Origin of the sequence: Bradyrhizobium sp. Gha (genome assembly GCF_900113735.1) — a bacterium.
Lineage (GTDB): Bacteria > Pseudomonadota > Alphaproteobacteria > Rhizobiales > Xanthobacteraceae > Bradyrhizobium.
On the sequence record NZ_FOQM01000003.1, the window covers coordinates 132,838 to 153,077 of the forward strand.

The 20,240-nt window shown below is 63.1% G+C and carries 20 protein-coding genes; 9 read left to right on the forward strand and 11 right to left on the reverse strand.

The features are described 5' to 3' along the window. Positions 1-107: 107 nt before the first annotated feature. Together BM222_RS06275 and BM222_RS06280 are read right to left on the reverse strand one after the other, a co-directional pair. Positions 108-764 (reverse strand): DsbA family protein, encoded by a 657-nt coding sequence (locus tag BM222_RS06275; protein ID WP_177243039.1) that lies wholly within the window; start codon positions 762-764, stop codon positions 108-110. A gap of 127 nt (positions 765-891) precedes the next feature. Continuing rightward, entirely contained in the window at positions 892-1,389 is a 498-nt protein-coding gene (locus tag BM222_RS06280) for a DUF721 domain-containing protein (protein WP_092227422.1), read from the reverse strand. 140 nt (positions 1,390-1,529) lie between these two features. On the opposite strand from BM222_RS06280, the gene mutY reads away from it, so the two are divergent. Next, positions 1,530-2,642, forward strand: a complete 1,113-nt coding sequence (mutY, locus tag BM222_RS06285) for an A/G-specific adenine glycosylase (RefSeq protein WP_092227740.1) — start codon at positions 1,530-1,532, stop codon at positions 2,640-2,642. 52 nt (positions 2,643-2,694) lie between these two features. Next, positions 2,695-3,114, forward strand: a complete 420-nt coding sequence (locus BM222_RS06290; protein ID WP_092227423.1) for a PaaI family thioesterase — start codon at positions 2,695-2,697, stop codon at positions 3,112-3,114. A 125-nt stretch (positions 3,115-3,239) separates the two neighbouring features. On the opposite strand, the gene BM222_RS06295 is transcribed toward BM222_RS06290, so the two are convergent. The 3 genes from BM222_RS06295 to BM222_RS06305 all read right to left on the reverse strand — a co-directional run bounded on the left by BM222_RS06295 (position 3,240) and on the right by BM222_RS06305 (position 5,165). Further along, entirely contained in the window at positions 3,240-3,746 is a 507-nt protein-coding gene (locus BM222_RS06295; RefSeq protein WP_092227424.1) for a hypothetical protein, read from the reverse strand. A gap of 169 nt (positions 3,747-3,915) precedes the next feature. After that, positions 3,916-4,326, reverse strand: a complete 411-nt coding sequence (locus BM222_RS06300; protein WP_092227425.1) for a hypothetical protein — start codon at positions 4,324-4,326, stop codon at positions 3,916-3,918. Positions 4,327-4,331: 5 nt separating this feature from the next. Then, a complete protein-coding gene (locus BM222_RS06305; RefSeq protein ID WP_092227426.1) occupies positions 4,332-5,165 on the reverse strand; it encodes a hypothetical protein in 834 nt (277 codons plus the stop codon). Positions 5,166-5,411: 246 nt separating this feature from the next. On the opposite strand from BM222_RS06305, the gene BM222_RS06310 reads away from it, so the two are divergent. Then, entirely contained in the window at positions 5,412-6,434 is a 1,023-nt protein-coding gene (locus BM222_RS06310; RefSeq protein WP_092227427.1) for a PIN domain-containing protein, read from the forward strand. A 265-nt stretch (positions 6,435-6,699) separates the two neighbouring features. Here BM222_RS06310 and BM222_RS06315 read toward each other — a convergent pair whose 3' ends face one another. After that, entirely contained in the window at positions 6,700-7,977 is a 1,278-nt protein-coding gene (locus BM222_RS06315; RefSeq protein WP_092227428.1) for a flavin-dependent oxidoreductase, read from the reverse strand. Positions 7,978-8,151: 174 nt separating this feature from the next. Between BM222_RS06315 and BM222_RS06320 the strand changes: the two genes are divergently transcribed. Beyond that, entirely contained in the window at positions 8,152-8,772 is a 621-nt protein-coding gene (locus BM222_RS06320; protein WP_092227741.1) for a glutathione S-transferase family protein, read from the forward strand. 148 nt (positions 8,773-8,920) lie between these two features. Here the strand turns inward: BM222_RS06320 and BM222_RS06325 are convergent, their stop codons facing one another. After that, positions 8,921-9,835, reverse strand: coding sequence for a LysR family transcriptional regulator (locus tag BM222_RS06325; RefSeq protein WP_092227429.1), 915 nt, complete (start codon positions 9,833-9,835; stop codon positions 8,921-8,923). Positions 9,836-9,927: 92 nt separating this feature from the next. Here BM222_RS06325 and BM222_RS06330 point away from each other — a divergent pair, with 92 nt between their 5' ends. Then, on the forward strand, positions 9,928-10,377 hold the full coding sequence (locus BM222_RS06330) for a nuclear transport factor 2 family protein (RefSeq protein WP_092227430.1): 450 nt from the start codon (positions 9,928-9,930) through the stop codon (positions 10,375-10,377). A gap of 82 nt (positions 10,378-10,459) precedes the next feature. Then, positions 10,460-12,469: a HAMP domain-containing methyl-accepting chemotaxis protein gene (locus BM222_RS06335; RefSeq protein ID WP_092227742.1), complete on the forward strand. Its 2,010-nt coding sequence runs from the start codon at positions 10,460-10,462 to the stop codon at positions 12,467-12,469. 120 nt (positions 12,470-12,589) lie between these two features. On the opposite strand, the gene BM222_RS06340 is transcribed toward BM222_RS06335, so the two are convergent. After that, on the reverse strand, positions 12,590-13,720 hold the full coding sequence (locus tag BM222_RS06340) for a site-specific DNA-methyltransferase (RefSeq protein ID WP_092227431.1): 1,131 nt from the start codon (positions 13,718-13,720) through the stop codon (positions 12,590-12,592). A gap of 415 nt (positions 13,721-14,135) precedes the next feature. On the opposite strand from BM222_RS06340, the gene ypfJ reads away from it, so the two are divergent. Further along, positions 14,136-15,077, forward strand: coding sequence for a KPN_02809 family neutral zinc metallopeptidase (ypfJ, locus tag BM222_RS06345; protein WP_092227432.1), 942 nt, complete (start codon positions 14,136-14,138; stop codon positions 15,075-15,077). A 99-nt stretch (positions 15,078-15,176) separates the two neighbouring features. Next, positions 15,177-15,740 carry a molybdenum cofactor biosynthesis protein B gene (gene moaB / locus BM222_RS06350; protein WP_092227433.1) on the forward strand — a complete coding sequence of 188 codons (564 nt, stop codon included), beginning with the start codon at positions 15,177-15,179 and terminating at the stop codon, positions 15,738-15,740. 447 nt (positions 15,741-16,187) lie between these two features. Here moaB and BM222_RS06355 read toward each other — a convergent pair whose 3' ends face one another. Both BM222_RS06355 and BM222_RS06360 read right to left on the reverse strand, forming a co-directional pair. Further along, a complete protein-coding gene (locus BM222_RS06355) occupies positions 16,188-17,117 on the reverse strand; it encodes a bifunctional helix-turn-helix transcriptional regulator/GNAT family N-acetyltransferase (RefSeq protein WP_092227434.1) in 930 nt (309 codons plus the stop codon). 62 nt (positions 17,118-17,179) lie between these two features. After that, a complete protein-coding gene (locus BM222_RS06360) occupies positions 17,180-17,755 on the reverse strand; it encodes a glycosyltransferase family protein (RefSeq protein WP_092227435.1) in 576 nt (191 codons plus the stop codon). A gap of 236 nt (positions 17,756-17,991) precedes the next feature. Between BM222_RS06360 and BM222_RS06365 the strand changes: the two genes are divergently transcribed. Continuing rightward, on the forward strand, positions 17,992-18,831 hold the full coding sequence (locus BM222_RS06365) for an RMD1 family protein (RefSeq protein WP_092227436.1): 840 nt from the start codon (positions 17,992-17,994) through the stop codon (positions 18,829-18,831). 204 nt (positions 18,832-19,035) lie between these two features. On the opposite strand, the gene BM222_RS06370 is transcribed toward BM222_RS06365, so the two are convergent. Further along, complete coding sequence (locus BM222_RS06370) at positions 19,036-20,235, reverse strand: acetate/propionate family kinase (RefSeq protein WP_092227437.1); 1,200 nt, start codon at positions 20,233-20,235, stop codon at positions 19,036-19,038. Between the last annotated feature and the right edge of the window lie 5 nt (positions 20,236-20,240).

Consider the following 20,240-nt stretch of genomic DNA (forward strand, 5'->3'; position numbering starts at 1 on the left):
GGCCGCGGTGTGCCGCGAGGGCAACCTGCGAAAGCCGCTTTTCCCAAGGGATTTATGCGGGGAAAGATACGGCTTTCGAGATGCGAATCAGGATCTTGACGAGCGAATCAGCTCTTCAGCAGCGGGTTGATCTTCTTCGCGAACTCCTCGAACGAGGCCTCGCCCTTGATCTTCTCGCCGTTGATGAAGAAGGTCGGCGTCGAATCGACCTTCAACACGTCGCTGGCATATTTCTGGTCGGCGGCGATCTTGTCGAGCAGCGACTGGTCCTTCAGGCAGGCTTCGACCTGCGGCTGGGTGAGGCCGGCCTGCTTGCCGATCCGCGTCAGCGTCTCCGTGGTGTTCTTCACCACCCAGTCGCTCTGCTGGCGGAACAGCATGTCGGTCACGGCGAAGTACTTGGCCGCGTCGTCCTTGGCGATGCAGCGCGACAGCATCGAGCCGGCGGCCGCTTTGATGTCGAGCGGGAACTCGCGGAAGACGTAACGGATCTTGCCGGTGTCGATGTATTCCGACTTGATCTTGGGGAACACTTGCTCATTGAAGGCCGCGCAGTGCGGGCAGGTCATCGAGGCGTATTCGGTGATGGTGACGGCGGCGTCCTTCGGACCCAGCGCCATGTCGGGGAGCGACACCGGCTTGGCAACATCGGCCGCGGACTGCGCCATTGCTTCCGAGATGAACCGCAGCGGCGAGAGCCCGGCGAGCGCGGCAAGACCGGTCAGCGACAGCATCGTGGTGAAGGCGCGGCGGGTGATGATCAAGGTCGGCTCCCGAATTGGCTGGTCTTTGCCCGAAGTTCCCATCCGGACGGCCTGTCGCTAGCTTGAAACGAGATTTGAGGCAATGGCGAGCGGCAAGGACGGGTCCAGATTAGCCAGGGAATGAGGCTCAATTTCGCTTGATGGCGGCTCCGAGCCGCGCCAGCGCCGTCTTCAGTTCTTCATCTTCGATGGCCCCAAGGCTTTCCGCCACCTTGGCGACGGCCTTGGGGTCCGGCGGGCCAGGCCGCACCGGGCGCCGGGCACGCGACAGCGGGGCCTGGCGGAAGGCGAGCTTGCCGACGGCGCTCCAGCCGAAGAAGCGGTTGACCCGCTCCAGGATCACGTCGGCCGAATGCTGGATCTCCAGCGCCATCGGGCCCTCGACCCGCAGCACCAGCGTCGCCGGCTCCTGCGGCTGGCCCTCGACCGGCCGGGGCCATTGCATCTTCAGCGGCTCGGCATGGGCGGCAATCTCCGGTCCCGCAATCTGCTCCCACCGCGTCACCAGCTCGCGCGCGGCAAACCCCTGCTTGGCGTAGGCCTCGGCAAAGACGTCGTTGAGCAGGGTCCCGAGCGGCTTGGCGCTGATAGGGCCAGGTTTGAAGATGGGGCCGAATTTGGACATGGGCCCTTATAGCACTTTAGCGCTCTGGCGGCATGCGCTTCGCCCCCATCCACGTTCTTCCTGCGAAGAAAGGCGTGGATGCCCGCGACAAGCGCGGGCCTGACGTGGAGAGATCGGTGTCAGGTCGCTACACTGACGGCATGAGCCCGAAATCCGCCCTCAAGGCCACGTCGGAACCAGTTCTGTCGGTCGTTTCGGCCCGCCCCACACTGCTGCTCGCCTGGTACGACCGTCATCGCCGCAAGCTCCCCTGGCGCGCGGCGCCCGGCGAAACGTCCGATCCCTACCGCGTCTGGCTCTCCGAAATCATGCTCCAGCAGACCACGGTGAAGGCGGTCGGCCCTTACTTCGAAAAATTCCTCGCGCGCTGGCCCGAGGTGACGGCGTTGGGAAACGCCTCGCAGGATGACGTGCTGCGGATGTGGGCCGGGCTCGGCTATTATTCGCGCGCGCGCAATCTCTATGCCTGTGCGGTGGCGGTGACGCGCGAGCATGGCGGTGTCTTTCCCGATACGGAGGAGGGGCTGCGTGCGCTACCGGGCATCGGTCCTTACACCGCGGCAGCGATTGCGGCGATCGCGTTCGATCGCCACACCATGCCTGTCGACGGCAATATCGAGCGGGTGGTGTCGCGCCTGTTTGCGGTCGAGCAAGAGCTGCCGCAGGCCAAGCCACTGATCCGGCAATTGGCGGCGACGCTGCTGGCGAACTCCCGCGCCGGCGACAGTGCGCAGGCGCTGATGGATCTGGGCGCCTCGATCTGCACGCCGAAGAAGCCCGCCTGCGCGTTGTGTCCGTTCACTGATGATTGTACGGCGCGCGCGCTGGGAACGCAGGAGACGTTTCCACGCAAGGCGCCGAAGAAGAGCGGAACGTTGCGGCGTGGCGCCGCCTTCGTCGTCACGCGCGGCGACGAGCTGCTGGTCCGCTCGAGGCCTGAAAAGGGCTTGCTCGGTGGCATGACGGAAGTACCCGGCTCGGAATGGCGCGCCGAACAAGATGACGCGGCGGCAAAACAGCAGGCGCCTGAACTGAAGGGATTGTCGCGCTGGCAGCGCAAGCTCGGCGTGGTCACCCACGTCTTCACGCATTTCCCGCTGGAGCTCGTGGTCTACACCGCGAAGGCCGGAGCGCGCACGCGCGCGCCCAAGGGCATGCGCTGGGTGCCGATCGCGACGTTGGCGGATGAGGCGCTGCCCAACGTCATGCGCAAGGTGATTGCGCACGCGCTGTCGTCGGGCCGATCGTCCTGACAACACGCTGGCAGCAGCGCTGCGCTATTAGCGCGCGAAACGGAGGCTGCCAATGGTCAAGACTGCGCTCGACAATTTCAAGAGGCCGCCCTGCGCCGAGCTGCTCGGATGGCGCCTGCTCGATGCCCGTCCCGAGGACGGCTGGATCAGGCTCGGCTTCGAGGGCAAGCCTGAGTTCTGCAACCCGGCCGGCTTCATCCAGGGCGGCATGCTTTCCGCCATGCTCGATGACACGATGGGCCCGGCCGTGCTGGTGATGAGCGAGGGCCGGCTCTACACCACGACCATCAGCATGACGGTGAACTTTCTCGGCCCTGCAAAGCCCGGACCGATCATCGGCGAAGCCAAGGTGACGCAGCTCGGCAAGACGATCGCGTTCGTCGAAGCGAAGTTGATGGCGGAAGACGGCACAATGCTGGCCACGGCGAGCGCAAGCGAGCGGTTGCTGGAGGCGGCGCGGGTGGTGAAGTGACTGAGAGCTAGTCACGCGCTCCACTTCCTTCTCCCCTTGCGCGAAAGTCAATAACGGGAATTGCCAAGCAAAATCAATCGGCAGCTCGCTGGGTGGATGGCCAGTGTAAAAAACAGATGTGCGACTTACTGGGGCAGCGTTTTTGTGCCGGATGGCAACTTAGAACGAGGTTTCGGGATATGGATGAGGTACGGCCGATCTCGGTGCGTCGCGTACACTCCGATGTAGTAGCTGCCGTCGCGGACGTCGGTCACTACGTCTGGTCGAGAGCGTGCGGCCCCCATCCATTTCTTGCCGGGCTCAAGCTCAAACGGGATTGTGCCTGTGCCACCGACCCGCGGATTTGGGATGAAGTAGCTTTTGGAAGGCCTCACTCGCCATCGCTTCCATCGATTGTCAAATCGCAGAACGACGAGGTGAGTTAACGTGGTCGTCTGGCCGCCTCGATTGATAACGGTCACGGCCATTAGGCCCTTCTCATCCTCCTCTTGGTTGTCGCCGATGAGAACGGCGTCTGCGATCAAATATAAGTTCAGCCTCACTCGCTTCTCAAACCACGCGCGAAAGTTCAGGATAAGGGCTGCGGTGCCGACAATTGCGGCGTAAATGGCGATCCAGTTCTCTGGCTTCATTGGCCCTTCCTGCTATGGGCGGCGAGACGGTCGAACCTGCGGGCTCCGAGAAGACTAGTTGGCGGCGTCGAGCTGATCGCGAATTGCTTCTGATGCTTGCTCAATCAGTTCCGCACAACGGCGCACGAACGTGTCGTCAACGTCTACAAGGGTCCCGAGGTCGGTGACATCACCTGCCGTAGAAATGGTCGCCGCTGGCGCGAACCTTAAATTCGAGCTTATCGGCTCTCGCGAGAATGTCCTTATGGCTCCTGCCCTCGCCATGCTTGAGTGTGTTGATGGCAAGCCTGTAGTCAGTGATTGCCGAAGCAAGTTCTTTCATGCCGTGGGCGCAAAGGTGGTCGTCAAGTTGGACAACCGGGTCCTTCCATTTTAGTTTGGATTGCAGCAGGGCCTCGAACATCGAGAACATACCGACGGCTAGGACGGCTCGCTGAAGCCGAAACACGCGCAAAGCGTTGATCAACCGCGTTGCGCCGCTGGTCTCCAATTCTTTGAAGGTCTGCTGCTCCGATTCATGGGTATGGTGCAGCGTGAAGTCCATGCACGCGGTGAAAAGCTGAATGTCAGTGAGCGCCATGTCAGTTATTCCGGCAAGTCAATTACCTGATGCAGATTGGTGACGCGGTAACCGGCAGGGCGGCCACCGGAAAGCTGGACGTTCACGTCAACAATGAACCCTTTCTTGTAGACGTTGTCGTCGGCTTCGCGCACCTCGTGCTTGATCCGCTGCTCGGCCAGCTCCGATGCATAGATCAGCGGCAAATCGCGTGACGAAATGTCCTCGATTGCAACGCGCTCGCCGGTTCGTTTGCCCATAACGGAGTCTTTGACGTTGGATTGCTTGAAGGTCATCAGCACGCGCTGATGATCAGCGGTCGTCGATGACGATTCCAGTTGGAGTTTCTGGTCCTCGATCTGTCGCTGCGCCTCTCTCGCTTGCGAGGTGTCGAACGACAATGCAGCTCGCACCTTTTTCTTGCCATCCTCGAAAACGACGGCCTTCAGCGTCGCGTGGCCGTTTGGATCGTTGGCAATAGCGACGACCGATCCCATAAAGTCCTTGAGATCCGAGCGCGTGGCCTCGAGTTCTTTGGTGCCGCCGAGATACTTGCCGAGCACTGCGCCATAGTTGCGCACGAATTTTTCGACGATCTGGATTTGCTCGATTACGTTGACGACGGCGCTCAATCCCTGCATCGCCCACGGGATTAGATCGGCCTCAATGGATCCAGCGCGGACCTCGCGCACGTAGATCTTGGCGTCGCCCGCCAGCTCCGGATAGTCGGACCGCACGAACTTTTCGTACTGGCTCGCGATGGAGGAAAATGCAGAGACAAAATCGCCTAGTTCAATCGGCCGTTTAGTTTCAATGTTCAGAACGATGTGGGGTAACGCATCCGTTTTGCGCCGCGCCATGAAGTCGATTTCCCCCTAAAGAAATGCCGGTTGCGGTATACCCCAAACACGCGCAAAAAGCTATGATCGACGATGGTCTTAGGTTTGAGTCGGATGATCAAAAGGCTCACGCGGTCGCATGGTGCATGGCGCGGGTTTGGCGAAGTAAGCAGCCGAGCGAGAACGCGGTCCTGAAAGGCAAAAGCTCCAGTGAATGAATCTGTGCCGGGGAGTAAAATTGTACGCCCGAATCTACGGACAAGGTTCGTGTTTGTAGATACGCAAGCCTTGCGGAAAGCTCGCTTCGACTGGAACGGGCGCACTTTGTCAAAGCTCGCCGAATTTGCGAAGGCAGGCCACCTCCGACTCCTAGTGACTGACATAACTATTGGAGAGGTTAAGTCCCAACTCCGAGAACTGCTCGCTGAAGCAAGCTCCTCGGTGACCAAGCATAGCGGCATCTTGGAGCAACTGGGAGCTTGGTCAGCAATCGAAAATTTGAAAGATCAAACAGCCGCGCTAGCCTCACTAGAGGCGGCCTTCGATGCATTTTTAAAGCGCACCAGCGCCGTGAACGTGCCGTTGATTTCCGATGTGAAATCCGTTCTTGACGACTACTTCGCTCGACGACCTCCGTTCAGTACAAAAAAGAAGGCTGAATTCCCGGACGCGATCTCAGTTGCATCCATCCGTAGCTGGTGCCAGCAACGCAATGCGACAGCTTACGTCGTTTCCGACGATCCTGACTTGCGAGGATGTTGCTCCGATTCTGGTCCTCTCTATCATTCCGAAACAATTGCGGAAATAATCTCTCAAGCAACTGTTTCAAAAGAGCTGCACGACGCGCTCGAAGAAGCTCTTAGCAAGAGTGATTACCTGAGCGACAGAGTAGCTGACGAAATCAAGGCCTCTGACGTGGAATACAGCCGCTACAACAGAGGTGATCGAGCCAACATCGTGGCGGCGCGTATAACCGATGTCCACTCAGCCAGTGTCGTCTCGCTGAATATCTTGGATCAGGATGGGCAGACCTTCACGTGCGAGCCAGAAATCGAGGTAGAGGTCTCCCTTGACATCGAAGTCGAGGTTGAGGGCTCTTACTACGGCCTTGATGAATACGAACCCAGTTCTGTCCACTCAATATCACAAACTCGCACGGAATTGGTTTACCCGGAGGTCATCGTTCGTTTTGATCAGTCATCGGGTCTCTTAGAATTTGAATCCATCTCGATGGTCGGTCAAAAGGTGCGGGTCAGCATTGATGAAATTAGTTGGCGCTCGTTCCGGTAGTATTCCTTAGAGGGCAGCTCGCATTAGCCGCGATGCGCCTTAGAAGCTGCTTCTCGCGCGGAGACAGGACGGGGTCATTTGCCAGATGTGCTCATTAGTCACCGGACGCTGCGCGTGATGAGGGATTGCTTCAGCAAGTTCAAATGCAAGAGTGTTATTCCGGAGAGAACCCCTCACCCAAGTGAGTCTGCGTCCACCAGCGTCGCTGCCCTCTCCCGCAAGGGGCGAGGGCGCATCAACTGGCATCTCGCTCCGTGCAGAAAACTCACACCCCCACGCGCGCGTCCCTGCTCACGATCGGCGGTTTGGCATTCAGCGCTTCGACCTGGAACCCCGCGACGCGCTTGTAGTTGGCGGCGATGTCTTCCAGCTCCTTTTGCGACAGCACGTCGGTGACGACCTCAAAGCCGTCGGGCGCACGCTCCTCGACGAGCTGCATCACCTGCTCCGGGCCGTTCTTGCGGTTGAGCAGCACGAGATCAGTGGTCGCCGGCCGTCGCTCGGCCTCATAGGCTTGCAGCGCCGCCGGTGTCGGGCCGTGCGCCAGGATCTCGCGGGTGATGGTGCGGGCATCGAGGATCGCCTGCGAGGCTCCGTTCGAGCCGATCGGGTACATCGGATGCGCGGCATCGCCCATCAGCGTGACCTTGCCGAAAGTCCATTGCGACACCGGATCGCGATCAACCAGCGGATATTCATAGGCGTGCGGGCAGTTCCTGATCAGGCCGGGCACGTCGAGCCAGTCGAACTGCCAGCTCTCGAACCAGGGCAGGAACTCTTCCAGCCGCGCGGTGCGGTTATAGTCCTCGCGTCGCCACTGGTAGGTCGGCGGCATGTGGCGCTCGGCGACCCAGTTGATCAGATGGTCGCCCGATGCGTCCGGCTCCTTCGAGATCGGGTAGCAGACGAATTTCAGGATCTCGTGGCCGGCCATGATCATGGTGCGGCCGCTGAGGAAGGCCTTTGACCGCGTCACGCCGCGCCACAGGATGCGGCCGTTCCAGATCGGCGGTCCCTCGTTGGGATAGAGTTTTTCTCGCGCGGCGGAATGGATGCCGTCGGCGGCGATCATGATCGCGCCATCGTAGGTCCCGGCAGGTTTGCCGGTTGCCCTGTCGACGAAGTCGGCGCGGACGCCATTGGCCGTGTCGGTCCAGCCCGTCAGATGATGGCTGGTGAGGATGTTGGCGCGGCCGAGCCGCTCGATTGCCGTGTCGAGCAGAAGCTGCTGCAGCGTGCCGCGATGGATCGAGAATTGCGGCCATTTGTAGCCGGCTTCCAGCCCGCGCGGCTCGCTCCAGATCGGCTTGCCGTGCTTGGAGAAGTAAGCGAGCTCACGGGTGCGCACGCCGCTGGCATCGAGCTTGTCCATCAGGCCGAGCTCGATCAGCTCGCGCACCGCATGCGGCAGCACGTTGATGCCGACGCCGAGCGGCTTCAGCGCGGCCACGCTCTCGAACACTTTTACGGGAACGCCGATTCCATGCAGGCTGAGCGCAAGCGTCAGCCCGCCGATGCCGCCGCCGGCGATGAGTACCGTCATGACAAACCCCTCCGATTGCAGGCGTCTTGAATTGCAGGCGTCTTGAATTGCAGGCGACTTCAATTGCAGGCGTCTTGGCACAGGCGGGCGGCGGTGGGCAACTGCGAAGAGCAGCCGTGCTATGGACCTGACGGTCCACAGCCGTTAACTTCCGGCTTTCCCATGAGGTTCGACATGCTCAAGCTCTACTACGCCACCGGCACCTGCGCGCTCGCCACCTACATCACCCTGGAAGAGGTCGGCGCGGACTACACGGCTGAAAGGCTGAGCTTCAAGGACAACCAGCAGAACAGCCCTGAATATCTCGCCATCAATCCGAAGGGCCGCGTGCCGGCTCTGGTGACGGACCGCGGCGTCCTCACCGAGACGCCGGCGATGCTGGCCTACATCGCGCAAATCTTCCCGGAGGCGAAACTGGCGCCGCTCGACGATCCCTTCGAGTTTGCGCAAGCGCAGTCGTTCAACTCCTATCTCTGCTCGACTGTACACATCAACCATGCCCACAGGATACGCGGCGCGCGCTGGGCGACGCAGGAAAGCTCGTTCGCCGATATGAAGGCGATGGTGCCGAAGACCATGGCCGCCTGCTTCTCCCTGATCGAGCAGAGGATGTTCAGGGGCCCCTGGGTGATGGGCGATCAGTTCACGGTCTGCGACCCCTATCTCTACACGCTCTCCACCTGGCTCGAGGGCGACAGCGTCGACATCAACGCCACGCCGAAGATCGCGGATCATTTCAGGCGCATGTCGGACCGTCCCGCCGTGCGCAAGGTGATGGACGCGCAGAAGGCGTGAGAGCGCAGGTCTCGTAGGGTGGGTTAGCCGAGCAGATGCGCAAAGCGCATGTGCTCGGCGTAACCCACCTCTTTGATTTCCTCGGAGACAGCGGTGGTGGGTTACGCCAAGCGGTTTGCGCTTCGCGCAATCCGCACGGCTAACCACCCTACGAAGATTGCTTCTCCAGCTCCCGTCCCGTCTCCAGCATCAGCCGCCGCAACCAGATCGAGCCGGGATCCATCTGCGCCCGCGTCGGGTAGAACATGAACTGCTCGTCGATCCCGGGATCGAGCGGCGGCGTCACCGTGACGAGCCCGAGCTGCTTCGCCAGCGCCGCGATCAGCCGGCGCGGCACGAAGGCGACGAGGTCGGTGCGCGCGGCGACGTGCAGCGCTTCGAGATAGCTCGGCACCACCAGCGAGACATGCCGCTCGATGCCCTTGCCGCGCAGCCAGGTGTCGATCAGATCCTCGGCATTGCCGCGGATGACGACGCCGACATGGCGCGCAGCGAGGAACGTCTCGCGCCGCTTCAGCTTCGGCGCGAGCCGATGGCCGCGCCGCACCGCCAATGCGTCGCTGTCGGTGTAGAGCAGCTGGCGGTGAAAGCCCTTGAAGGCGTTGCCGATCGAGATCACGAGATCGATGGTGCGGGCGAACTCGGCATGGAAGATCGCCGGTCCCCGCCACGGCACGACGTCGATGCGGACGTTGGGCGCAAGGCGCGTGACCTTCTCCATCAACGGCGGCATCAATAGTTCCACCGCGAGGTCAGGCATCATCAGACGGAAGGGCCGTTCGCTGCGCGCGGCGTCGAACTCATCGGGCACGAACAGCCCGCGCACCTGGTCGAGCGCCTGCGCCAGCGGCGCGCGCAGCGCTTGCGCCCGCGGCGTCAGCTCCATCCGCGCGCCGGTACGCACCAGCAGCGGATCGCCGAAGATGTCCCGCAGGCGCTGCAGCGCATGGCTCGTGGCCGGCTGCGACAGCGAGATGCGCATCGCGGCACGGCTGACATTGGCCTCGCGCAGCAGCGCGTCGAGCGCGGTCAATAGATTGAGGTCGAGCGAATTCAAATTCATGAAGTGAATAGATATCATATCTACTATCGATTTGAAGAATTCTCGTTGCGCAGCGATGTTCTCCGGGTTGCCACTCATCAGGAGATGCCGCCATGAGCGCGAACGCCAACAAGAAACTGATGCAGGATATTTTCGCCGCCGCCGCCAACCCCGATCCGTCGGCGCGCGATCGCGCCCTGTTCACCGCAAGCCTCGCCGACGACGCCAAATGGATCGTCACCGGTCAGTATTCCTGGTCGCGGACCTTCGCGGGCAAGGACGCGATCCTCAACGATCTGCACGGCTACGTCCGCTCCCGCCTGCGCGACCGCACGCGCACGATCGCCGAGCGCTTCATCGCCGATGGCGACATCGTCGTGGTGGAGGCCAAGGGCGACAACGTCACGCCCGAGGGCGTGCGCTACGACAACGACTATTGCCTCGTGTTCCGCCTGGAGGACGGCAAGATCAAGGAGGTCCGCGAATACTGCGACTCGGTCCTGACCGAGACGGCGCTTGGCCGGTTCCCGCAAGCCCGGCCCGATCAAGAAGGATACCATTAACAAGTGTACTTCATGGTGCTGCCGCGGAGCGCGAGTCGCCGTGGGGGCGTTCGGCTGCTCGAAATTCTTTGGGGGCGGCATCATGCCGGGCATTCGTTTGAGGATCCGGGGACGTCTTTACGCCGGGTTTACGGCACTTGCCGTGGTGGGGCTGGTCATGGCCCTGGTTGCGATCTGGAACTTGTGGGCCGTCCAGGACCAGGTCGCGCGAATGTCGGCTTTCTCGGACCATGCAGCGCGCGTACGGGAGATATCGATCCATCTTCAGGCGCTGCAGCGGGCCAATCTGCGCTATATCTACGATGCCAACGAGCCCGCCTTCAAGGAGGCCGCAGAACACGAGGCGGAGATGGTCGCCTTGCTCAAAGCGCAATCGGCGGAGTCGTTCTCGGAGGAGCGGCGCAAGATCTACGATGGTTTGATTGGCGATGTCACCAAGCTGCAGTCGCTGCGCGAGCGTATGGGCGCCGCGGTCAAGGAGACGACGAAAGGCAAGGCCGCCCTGCTGCCCGGTGGCGAGGAACTGAACACCTATGCCGGCAAGCTGGCCATTGCAGCGCACGGGACCCACGATACCGAGATCACGGGGCCCGTTGCCGACCTCGAATCCAAGATCCTGCAGGCTCGTCTCGCGAGCTGGCGCTTCCTCGCCATGCGCGATTCCAAGGCAACCTCGACCTTCAGAGCCAATACGGAGCGGGCGCAGCAGCGGATCGCGGCGCTGCAGGAGGCCAGTCTGCCCGAGCAGGTCAAGTCTGCGCTCGCGCCGGTGAAGACCTCGCTGACCGCCTACCAGGCGGCGTTCGAAGCGACGTCCGCCGCGATCCTTGTGGCCGACGAGACTTTCCGCAACAACATTGCGCCCCTGATCGCCGCAAGCATCGACAAGCTCAAGGTGGCGGATTCCGAACTCACGGCTGAGTCCCGGAACACGCGGACGAATGCCGCAGGCGTCATCGCCAGCACGACATGGATTCAGGAGGCCGCAGGTGGGCTCGCCGTTCTGTTCGGCGCGATCGTCGCCTTCCTGATCGCCCGCAGCATCGTCGGGCCCCTGACCGCGATGACGCGCGCGATGGGGCGTCTCGCCGGCGGCGATCTCGCGGCCGAGATTCCCGGGCGCGGCAACAAGGACGAGATCGGCGACATGGCCAAGGCGATCGACGTGTTCAAGACCAACATGATCGACACCGAGCGGCTGCGCCGTGAGCAGACCGAGACCGAGGCGCGGCAGGCCGAGGATCGCAAGAAGGACATGGTCCGGCTCGCCAACCAGTTCGAGCAGGCGGTCGGAGAGATCGTCGACACCGTGTCGTCGGCCTCGAGCGAGCTCGAAGTCTCCGCCGGGACGCTGACCGCGACCGCGACCCGCGCCCAGGACCTGTCGACGGAAGTCGCCTCCGCCTCGCAGGAAGCCTCCGCCAACGTCCATGCCGTTGCCTCGGCGACCGAAGAGCTGTCCTCCTCCGTGAGCGAGATCGCGCGTCAGGTCCAGGAATCCGCCCGCATCGCCAGCGAGGCCGTGGGGCAGGCGACGAAGACCAATGCCCGCGTCGGCGAGCTCTCCAAGGCGGCCGCCCGCATCGGCGACGTCGTGGAGCTGATCAGCACCATCGCCGGCCAGACCAATCTGCTCGCGCTCAACGCCACCATCGAGGCGGCGCGGGCGGGCGAAGCCGGCCGCGGCTTTGCCGTGGTCGCTTCCGAGGTGAAGGCGCTGGCCGAGCAGACCGCAAAGGCCACCGGCGAGATCGCCCAGCAGGTCTCCGGCATTCAGGCCGCCACGGAAGAGTCAGTCGGTTCGATCCGCGAGATCAGCGGCACCATCGAGCGCCTCTCGGAAATCTCGTCGGCCGTTGCCGCCGCCGTGGAAGAGCAGGGCGCCGCCACGCAAGAGATCTCCCGCAACGTCCAGCAGGCGGCCCATGGCACCCAGCGCGTCTCGACCAATATCGGTGACGTCCAGCGCGGTGCGTCCGAGACCGGCTCGGCCTCCTCGCATGTGCTCACGGCGGCGCGCTCGCTGTCTTCGGACAGCAACCGGCTGAAGGTCGAGGTGGCAAAATTCCTGAACTCGGTCCACGCCGCCTGAAGCTCAAGCAACGACGAAAAGGCCGGCGCGTGCGCGCAACCGGCGAGATGGCCGTACGGTCTCTGCGAACGGCGCAGACCAGCTCGCGTCTTGGCAGGTGCCGTAGGGTGGGGAGCGTCGCTATTCCGCCGCCATGCCGGCGCGAATCTCGGCGCGGAGCTCGTCGATCAGCTTGAGCCCCTTCTTGGTCTCGACGTGCCAGAACGTCCAGCCGTTGCAGGCCTGCGCGCCTTGCGCCACCGCGCCCATGCGGTGGATCGAGCCGACCTTGTCGCCGAACATGATGGCGCCGTCGGCACGAACCAGTGCGCCGAGCTTCTTCTTGGCGTCGAACAGTTTCGTGCCGGGCATGATCATGCCGCGCTCGATCAGCTCGGAGAACGCCACGCGAGGCGCTTCGCGCGCGGTCATGAACGGGGCGAGGCTTTCTTCCGGCAGCGGCTCGACCGCGGCGATGCGCGCTTCGGCGGCCTTCGCATAGGTCTGGTCGCGCTCGAAGCCGATATAGGAGCGGCCGAGGCGCTTGGCGACGGCGCCGGTGGTGCCGGTGCCGTTGAAGGGATCGATGACGAGATCGCCGGGCTTGGACGATGACAGCAGGACGCGTGCGAGCAGGCCTTCCGGCTTCTGCGTCGGATGCACTTTCTTGCCGTCGGCGCCCTTGAGGCGTTCCTCACCGGTGCAGAGCGGGATCAGCCAGTCGGAACGTGCCTGCACGTCCTCGTTGGCGGCTTTCAGCGCCTCGTAGTTGAAGGTGTAGCCCTTGGCCTTCTCGTCGCGCGCGGCCCAGATCATGGTTTCGTGGGCGTTGGTGAAGCGGCGGCCGCGGAAATTCGGCATCGGGTTCGACTTGCGCCAGACGATGTCGTTCAGGAGCCAGAAGCCGAGGTCCTGCATGATCGCGCCGACGCGGAAGATGTTGTGATAGGAGCCGATCACCCAGATCGTCGCCGACGGCTTCATCGCGCGGCGCGCGGCCAGCAGCCAGGCGCGCGTGAAATCGTCATAGGCCGAGAAGGAGTCGAACTTGTCCCAGTCGTCGTTGACGGCATCGACATGGGATTCGTCGGGGCGCTTGAGATCGCCCTTGAGCTGGAGATTGTAGGGCGGATCGGCGAACACGAGATCGACCGAGCCGGCCTGGAGCTTCGACATCTCGGCCACGCAATCACCGATGACGATGCTGTGCGACGGAGACTCAAAATTTGTGCGGGGCGCCTTTGCAGACGCCCCGCGACGCGACACTACCATGACTCAAGAACTCTGACTCAGGCGACGCTGTCGGCGACGCGGGACCAAACAACCGACTGACCGTTACAATGAAGCCGCAAAGTAAAAATCGGCTTAACTCGCCGCTTTCGCGAGCAGGCCCCGCATCGCGTGTTGCACGCGAGAAGCTGAGCGCATTTGCCGTATTTCATAGTGTGTTTCGTATTTCTTCGCGTTGCGGGCGTGGTTGAATCCGCCAATCGCTGCAAAATTCTCTCGGAAAAAAATGCTCGGCCCTCGGAAAAAATTGCTGGCGTCGCAGGCCCTCGCACTAGGCAATAATTGCCGAGCGGGATATTGATTAACGCAATGGAAATTTTAGCTATGTGGCGCGTTGAGGTTTTTGCGTTTCCGCGTGCCCACGCCGTATCATTGCCGATCTTGAGGGAAGCCCGCCATGCGCTACGATGATTTCCGCCGCAGCGACGACATCGAGGATCGTCGCGACGATGGTGGCGGAGGAATTGGCGGCGGCGGTGGCGGGTTTGGCCTGCCGATGGGCGGCGGCGGTCTCGGCATCGGCACCATCATCGTGCTCGGTCTGGTCGGCTATGCCTTCGGCATCGATCCCCGCATCCTGATTGGCGGCGCCGAGATCCTCACCGGCGGCGGCCAGGCGCCAAGCTACCAGAGCGACCGTCCGTCGAGCCAGGCCAAGCGCGGCGCGCCGACCGACGAGATGGGCAGCATGATCTCAGGCATCCTCGGCGAGATCGACGATCGCTGGAGCGAGATCTTCCAGGCCAGCGGACAGTCCTACACCGGTCCGAAGGTCGTGCTGTTCCGCAACGTCACCAATGGCGGCCGCTGCGGCCGGGCCGAGTCGGCGATGGGGCCGTTCTACTGCCCGCCTGATCGTACCATCTTCCTCGACACCTCGTTCTTCCGCGAGGTCGAGACGCGCTTCCGCGGCTGCTCCGGCAAGTCGGCGTGCAATTTCACCACTGCCTATATCATCGCGCATGAGGCCGGCCATCACATCCAGAACCTGCTCGGCATCATTCCGAAGGTGACGCGGCTGCAGCAGCAGGCCGGCAGCAAGGCCGAGTCGAATGCGCTGCAGGTGAAGGTCGAGCTCCAGGCCGATTGTCTGTCCGGCATCTGGGTCAATCGCGAGGCGAAGAAGCGTCCGAATTTCCTCGAGGCCGGCGACATCGATGCCGCCCTGACCACAGCGAGCGCGATCGGCGACGATACGCTGCAGCGCCAGGCCACGGGACGCGTGGTGCCTGACTCCTTCACCCACGGCTCGGCCGCGCAGCGCAAGCAGTGGTTCATGACCGGCTATCAGCAGGGCACGCTGCAAGCCTGTAACACGTTCGGCGGCGGCGGGCCGTAGCGGTTTCGCGCCACGGACGCAGTGGCGTCATCCCGGGGCGAACGCAAGTGCGTTCGTCCCGGGATGACGGCGGTGGGAAGGAGAGAAGGTGCAACGAAAATGGCCTCCATCGACGAATCCAAGCCGTTCATCCCGCTCAACATCGCGGTGCTCACCGTCTCCGACACGCGTGCGCTCGCCGATGACAAATCCGGCCAGACGCTCGTCGATCGGCTCACCGCGGCCGGCCATCATCTTGCCGCGCGGGAGATCGTCACCGACGATGTCGAGGCGATCCGCGCCGTGATCCGCCGCTGGATCGCGGATGCGGGCGTCGACGTCGTCATCACCAGCGGCGGCACCGGCTTCACCGGGCGCGACGTGACGCCCGAGGCAATCGAGCCGCTGTTCGAGAAGCGCATGGACGGTTTCTCCATCGCCTTCCACATGCTGAGCCACGCCAAGATCGGCACCTCGACGATTCAGAGCCGCGCCACGGCCGGCGTGACGGCTGCGACCTACATCTTCTGCCTGCCCGGTTCGCCCGGCGCCTGTCGCGACGGCTGGGACGGCATCCTCGCAAGCCAGCTCGACTATCGCACGCGCCCGTGCAATTTCGTCGAGATCATGCCGCGGCTGGATGAGCATCTGCGAAGGCCGAAAGCGCAGGGTGCGACGGTGTAGGGGCGCTTGCGGCGAGCATCATTCGCAACCAAGCGCTCGGTATCGGAGGGTGGGGTTAGCCCTGCGGTTGCGCGAAGCGCAGAGCCGCGGGGCGTAACCCACCACTTCCGTCGCCGCGGAAACCAAAGAGGTGGGTTACGCATCGCGACTGCGCTTCGCGCCGTCGCGACGCTAACCCGCCCCTACGAGAGTGCGCCGGCATCGCGCAGCTACAAATCCCGCTCCCACGTCTCGCCGACCAGATCGTGCCCGAAACTGTGGTGCGGCTGCGTCGCGACCAGCATCGTAGGTGGGGTTAGCCCTGCGGTTGCGCGAAGCGCAGACCGCGGGGCGTAACCCACCACTTCCGTCGCCGCGGAAACCAAAGAGGTGGGTTACGCATCGCGACCGCGCTTCGCGCCGTCGCGACGCTAACCCACCCTACGAGAGTGCGCCGGCATCGCGCAGCTACAAATCCCGCTCCCACGTCTCGCCCACCAGATCGTGCCCAAAACTGTGATGCGGCTGCGTCGCGACCAGCTCGAAGCCGGCGCTCTTGTAGATGCTGCGTGCCGCCACCAGAATGCTCTGCGTCCACAGCGTCATTCTTTTGTAGCCGCGCTCGCGCGCGCCCTGGAGACATTGCTCGACCAGTGCGCGACCGACGCCGAGCCCGCGCGCCTTCTTCTCCACCTGCAACAGCCGAAGCTTGGCGATCTCGTCGGTCGCCTTCACCAGGAAGATCGAGCCGACCGGCTCGCCACCGACTTCCGCGATCCAGCAATGCTCGCGGGCGGCGTCGTAGCTCTTGATGAACTGTGCGCAGATCTCGGCGACCAGTGCCTCGTAGCTGATGTCCCAACCGTAGTCGGCAGCATAGGCGGCGCCCTGCTTGGAGATGACCCAGCCCATGTCACCGACGCGATGGCTGCGCAGCACGACGGAAGCGGGTTGGCTTCGACGTTGCTCCAACACGGTCTCGATGGTCGCCATGGCCTGCGTGAGCCGCGTTGCATCACCGGCCGGAAGCCGAGCCAGCATCGCGGCGACCTCGTTTTGCGAGCTCAGGTTCAGCTCGGCGAAGGCCTCGCGGCCCTTGGCGGTGAGACTGAGCTGGTATTGCCTGCGATCCACAGGCAGGGGCCGTCGCGTGATGAGCCCCTTATCCTCGAAGTTTTGGACGATGCGGCTGAGATAGCCGGGATCGAGACCAAGCTCGTTGCCGATCTCCTTTGCCGAAACGTCGTCGCGATGCGCCAGCTCATAGATGACGCGAGCCTCGCTGAGTGAAAACGGGCTCCTTCCAAGGTGCTGGTCGAGCACACCGAGCTTGCGGGTATAGAAGCGGTTGAAGGCGCGAATTGCCGCGATCTGGTCGGCGAAACCGTCAATGGCCATGAGACACCTCGATACTTGCCATTGTCAAACAATTATTTGACCTTGGCAAGTATTGAATGCGCTCATCCCACCATGACGATCCGGCTGCGCAGCAGCGTCCGGGAGGAACGGCCGAGCCGTCTGAGCAGCTGGGCCTCGGAATGATGGGCCTGCGGCGGATAGCCGCCGATCCGGTCATAATGATCACGCGCGATCAGAAGCCCCTGGTCGCCGCGGGGGCCGATCAGCTTGCGCGCCATGGCGCGCAGAAAGTCGCCGAAGTCGGTGTCGGCGTAAGGCGAGCGGGCGTAGCGGAACACGGCCGCACGATCCCGGCCGCTGGCCGCGACCGCCTGGATGAACTGGGTGGTCTCCTCGATCCAGCCGGTCTCCAGCACGGCGCCGGCGCGAAGGAACATCAGCCAGGGCGAGCGCGCCTGGAGCGCGCCGGCGGCAAGGGCTGCGCCTTGCGAAGATCCCTCGTAGCCGATGAACCGGCAGCCCGCGACGTCGGCAACGCGCTCGATGACGCCATTGCGGGTGCCGTCGACCAGCAGAACTTCCTTGATGATGCCGGCCGCCGCGCCGGGTACCAGGGCGGCGAGAGTTGCGACCGCCGTCTGTTCGACGCCTTCGGTCGGTATGATGACACTCAGCATGATTGAGGCTTCGATATCAGCACTTCGGGAGAAGCGTAGCTTGTTATGATCCTGTCATAAACACGCGGCGTTGCCGAGCGCAACTTTCCGCGAGCAGATCGTCGTGCGATGGTGAACGGCCGCTCGTCTATCGCAGCTGAATGTGTCGCGCGTAGGGTGGCGATGTTGCCGAATGTTTCGGCGAATCCAGTGTTCGTGAACTTCAAACTGCGCCTTTCGCCGAGCGAGATGTGTCTATGAACGTCGATCAACTTCCCGTTGGCACCACGCCAACATCGCCGACGCCGGACGTCGCGCCGACCTTGCGGATCCGCGCCGTGATGCTGGGCGAACGCATCAACGCGTCGAACCTCGAACTCGGCACGCTGGTGTCCTCGACGCCCGCCGCCTTTCGCGTCCATGCCGGCCTTGCCGTGATCTTCCGCTATGGCGTCGTGGTGCTGATCGGCCTACTTCCTTCCGAGGAGAAGGTGCTGCTCGACAGCCTGAAGTCCCGTATCACCGGCGAGTTCAGCCCTATCGAGGAGGAGACCGCGCAGGCGCAGCTCTGCAAGGACGAAAACGCCGAAGCGATCCAGCCCGGCGGGCCGATCTGCCTCGCCAAATTTTCCGACGAACGGCTGCTGCTGATCGCCGACGCGCTCGCCAAGAGCACCTCGCTCGCGCGCGACGAGCGGCGTGTCGCTGCGGTCTTCGATGTCATCGAGCCCTTCGCGCGGGAGCTCGCCGAGAAGGGGCGGACCTCACGGCGGCGCAAGGGCATTCTGCAACTGATCGGCAATGCGCTGCTGGTCCAGCAGCGGGTCGCCGGCCGCGTCGCCGTCGCCGAGAAGCCCGATGCGCTCTGGGAGAAGCCGCAGCTCGACCGCCTCTACGCCCGACTCGAAGACGAATATGAGCTGAAGGAGCGTCTCGACACGCTCGAGCGCAAGATCACCGTCATCGCGGAGACGGCCGATGCGCTGACCGATATCATCGACACCCAACGCTCGCTCCGTCTCGAGATTGCGGTGGTGGTGCTGATCGTGATCGAGGTCGCGATCGGGTGTTTCCAGATTTTTGCGGGGATGCACTGAGCGCCGAACCTGCGAGCAAGCAGCGCATTGTTATGCCCTCTCCCCTTCTTGTGGGAGAGGGCAGCACCGGCGGCAGATGCGGGTTCACTGGGGTGAGGGGTCTCTCTCCGCGCATTCACTTGCATGTGTGATCGCGGAGAGATACCCCTCATCCGGCGCTTCGCGCCACCTTCTCCCACAAGGGGAGAAGGGTAACCGGATCGATCATTCCTTCATGCCTTGGGCTTCGGTTCGCACCATCGCCACGCAATGCCGCGCGATCGTCAGTTCCTCGTTCGTTGGAATGACAAACACTTCGACAGCGCTATCGTCACCGCTGATGCGTTCGCGCCCCTCATCATTCGCCGCATCATCGATGCACACACCCAGCCAACCAAGCCGCCTCCCGATCGCGCTGCGGATCTCCTTGGCGTGCTCGCCGATGCCGCCGGTGAAGACGAGACCGTCCAGTCCGCCGAGCGTGTTCGCCATCACCGCAATCTCTTGCGCCGCACGGAAGGTGAAGAGATCGACGGCTTCCCGTGCTCCGGACTCGCTGCTTGCGAGCAGCGTGCGCATGTCCGCGGAGAGACCGGAGACGCCGAGCAGGCCTGACTCGTGGTAGAGCAGGTGCTGCAAATCCTCGTCCGACATCTTTTCGTGCTGCAGCAGATAGAGCAGCACGCCGGGATCGATCGTGCCGCAGCGGGTGCCCATCACCAGGCCGTCGAGCGGCGTCAAGCTCATCGTGGTATCGAGGCTGCGGCCTCCGTGGAGTGCGCAGAGGCTTGCGCCATTGCCGAGATGGGCAATGACGACGCGCTTGGCGGCAAGCTCCGGCGCGATTTCGGCGAGCCGGCCCGCGACATATTCGAAGGAGAGCCCATGAAAGCCGTAGCGTCGCAGCCCGCGCGCCTCATAGCGCTTCGGAATCGCGAAGCGCCTCGCGGGCGGCGTCAGGCCGTGATGGAAGGCGGTGTCGAAACAGGCGATCTGCATCAGGGAGGGGCGGGTCGCCCTGATGGCGCGGACCGGTGCAAGGCAACGCGGCTGATGGAGCGGCGCAAGCGGCGTGAGCGCGTCCAGCCTGGCAAAGACGTCGTCGGTCAGCGTCACGGGGCCCGAATAGTCCGGACCACCATGGACGATGCGGTGACCCAAGGCCCGCAAGCAACCTTCGCCGAAACGGTCCTCGATGAAGGCGAGCACATCCGCGAACAGATGGCTACCGTCATTATCCGATGCCGTCCGTTGCTTCTCGAACAGCCTCTCGCCCGTTGGGCTCGTCGCAACCAGTCGCGGCCTGGTTTCATGCTCATCGAGCAGGCCCTTGCAAAGCAGTGAGGGCTCGCATCGCACAATCTCGAACAGGCCGAACTTGATGCTCGACGAGCCGGCGTTGAAGACGAGGACCAGATCGGACATGGCGG

Excerpts from the sequence above, each read along its gene's own strand:
- BM222_RS06330 (WP_092227430.1), top strand. The coding sequence starts at position 9,928 with ATGAGCGCGAACGCCAACAAGAAACTGATGCAGGATATTTTCGCCGCC.
- ypfJ (WP_092227432.1), top strand. The coding sequence starts at position 14,136 with ATGCGCTACGATGATTTCCGCCGCAGCGACGACATCGAGGATCGTCGC.
- BM222_RS06335 (WP_092227742.1), top strand. The coding sequence starts at position 10,460 with ATGCCGGGCATTCGTTTGAGGATCCGGGGACGTCTTTACGCCGGGTTT.
- BM222_RS06370 (WP_092227437.1), bottom strand. The coding sequence starts at position 20,235 with ATGTCCGATCTGGTCCTCGTCTTCAACGCCGGCTCGTCGAGCATCAAG.
- BM222_RS06315 (WP_092227428.1), bottom strand. The coding sequence starts at position 7,977 with ATGACGGTACTCATCGCCGGCGGCGGCATCGGCGGGCTGACGCTTGCG.
- BM222_RS06280 (WP_092227422.1), bottom strand. The coding sequence starts at position 1,389 with ATGTCCAAATTCGGCCCCATCTTCAAACCTGGCCCTATCAGCGCCAAG.
- moaB (WP_092227433.1), top strand. The coding sequence starts at position 15,177 with ATGGCCTCCATCGACGAATCCAAGCCGTTCATCCCGCTCAACATCGCG.
- BM222_RS06360 (WP_092227435.1), bottom strand. The coding sequence starts at position 17,755 with ATGCTGAGTGTCATCATACCGACCGAAGGCGTCGAACAGACGGCGGTC.
- BM222_RS06290 (WP_092227423.1), top strand. The coding sequence starts at position 2,695 with ATGGTCAAGACTGCGCTCGACAATTTCAAGAGGCCGCCCTGCGCCGAG.
- BM222_RS06355 (WP_092227434.1), bottom strand. The coding sequence starts at position 17,117 with ATGGCCATTGACGGTTTCGCCGACCAGATCGCGGCAATTCGCGCCTTC.
- BM222_RS06325 (WP_092227429.1), bottom strand. The coding sequence starts at position 9,835 with ATGAATTTGAATTCGCTCGACCTCAATCTATTGACCGCGCTCGACGCG.
- BM222_RS06365 (WP_092227436.1), top strand. The coding sequence starts at position 17,992 with ATGAACGTCGATCAACTTCCCGTTGGCACCACGCCAACATCGCCGACG.
- BM222_RS06300 (WP_092227425.1), bottom strand. The coding sequence starts at position 4,326 with ATGGCGCTCACTGACATTCAGCTTTTCACCGCGTGCATGGACTTCACG.
- BM222_RS06320 (WP_092227741.1), top strand. The coding sequence starts at position 8,152 with ATGCTCAAGCTCTACTACGCCACCGGCACCTGCGCGCTCGCCACCTAC.
- BM222_RS06295 (WP_092227424.1), bottom strand. The coding sequence starts at position 3,746 with ATGAAGCCAGAGAACTGGATCGCCATTTACGCCGCAATTGTCGGCACC.
- mutY (WP_092227740.1), top strand. The coding sequence starts at position 1,530 with ATGAGCCCGAAATCCGCCCTCAAGGCCACGTCGGAACCAGTTCTGTCG.
- BM222_RS06340 (WP_092227431.1), bottom strand. The coding sequence starts at position 13,720 with ATGGTAGTGTCGCGTCGCGGGGCGTCTGCAAAGGCGCCCCGCACAAAT.
- BM222_RS06305 (WP_092227426.1), bottom strand. The coding sequence starts at position 5,165 with ATGGCGCGGCGCAAAACGGATGCGTTACCCCACATCGTTCTGAACATT.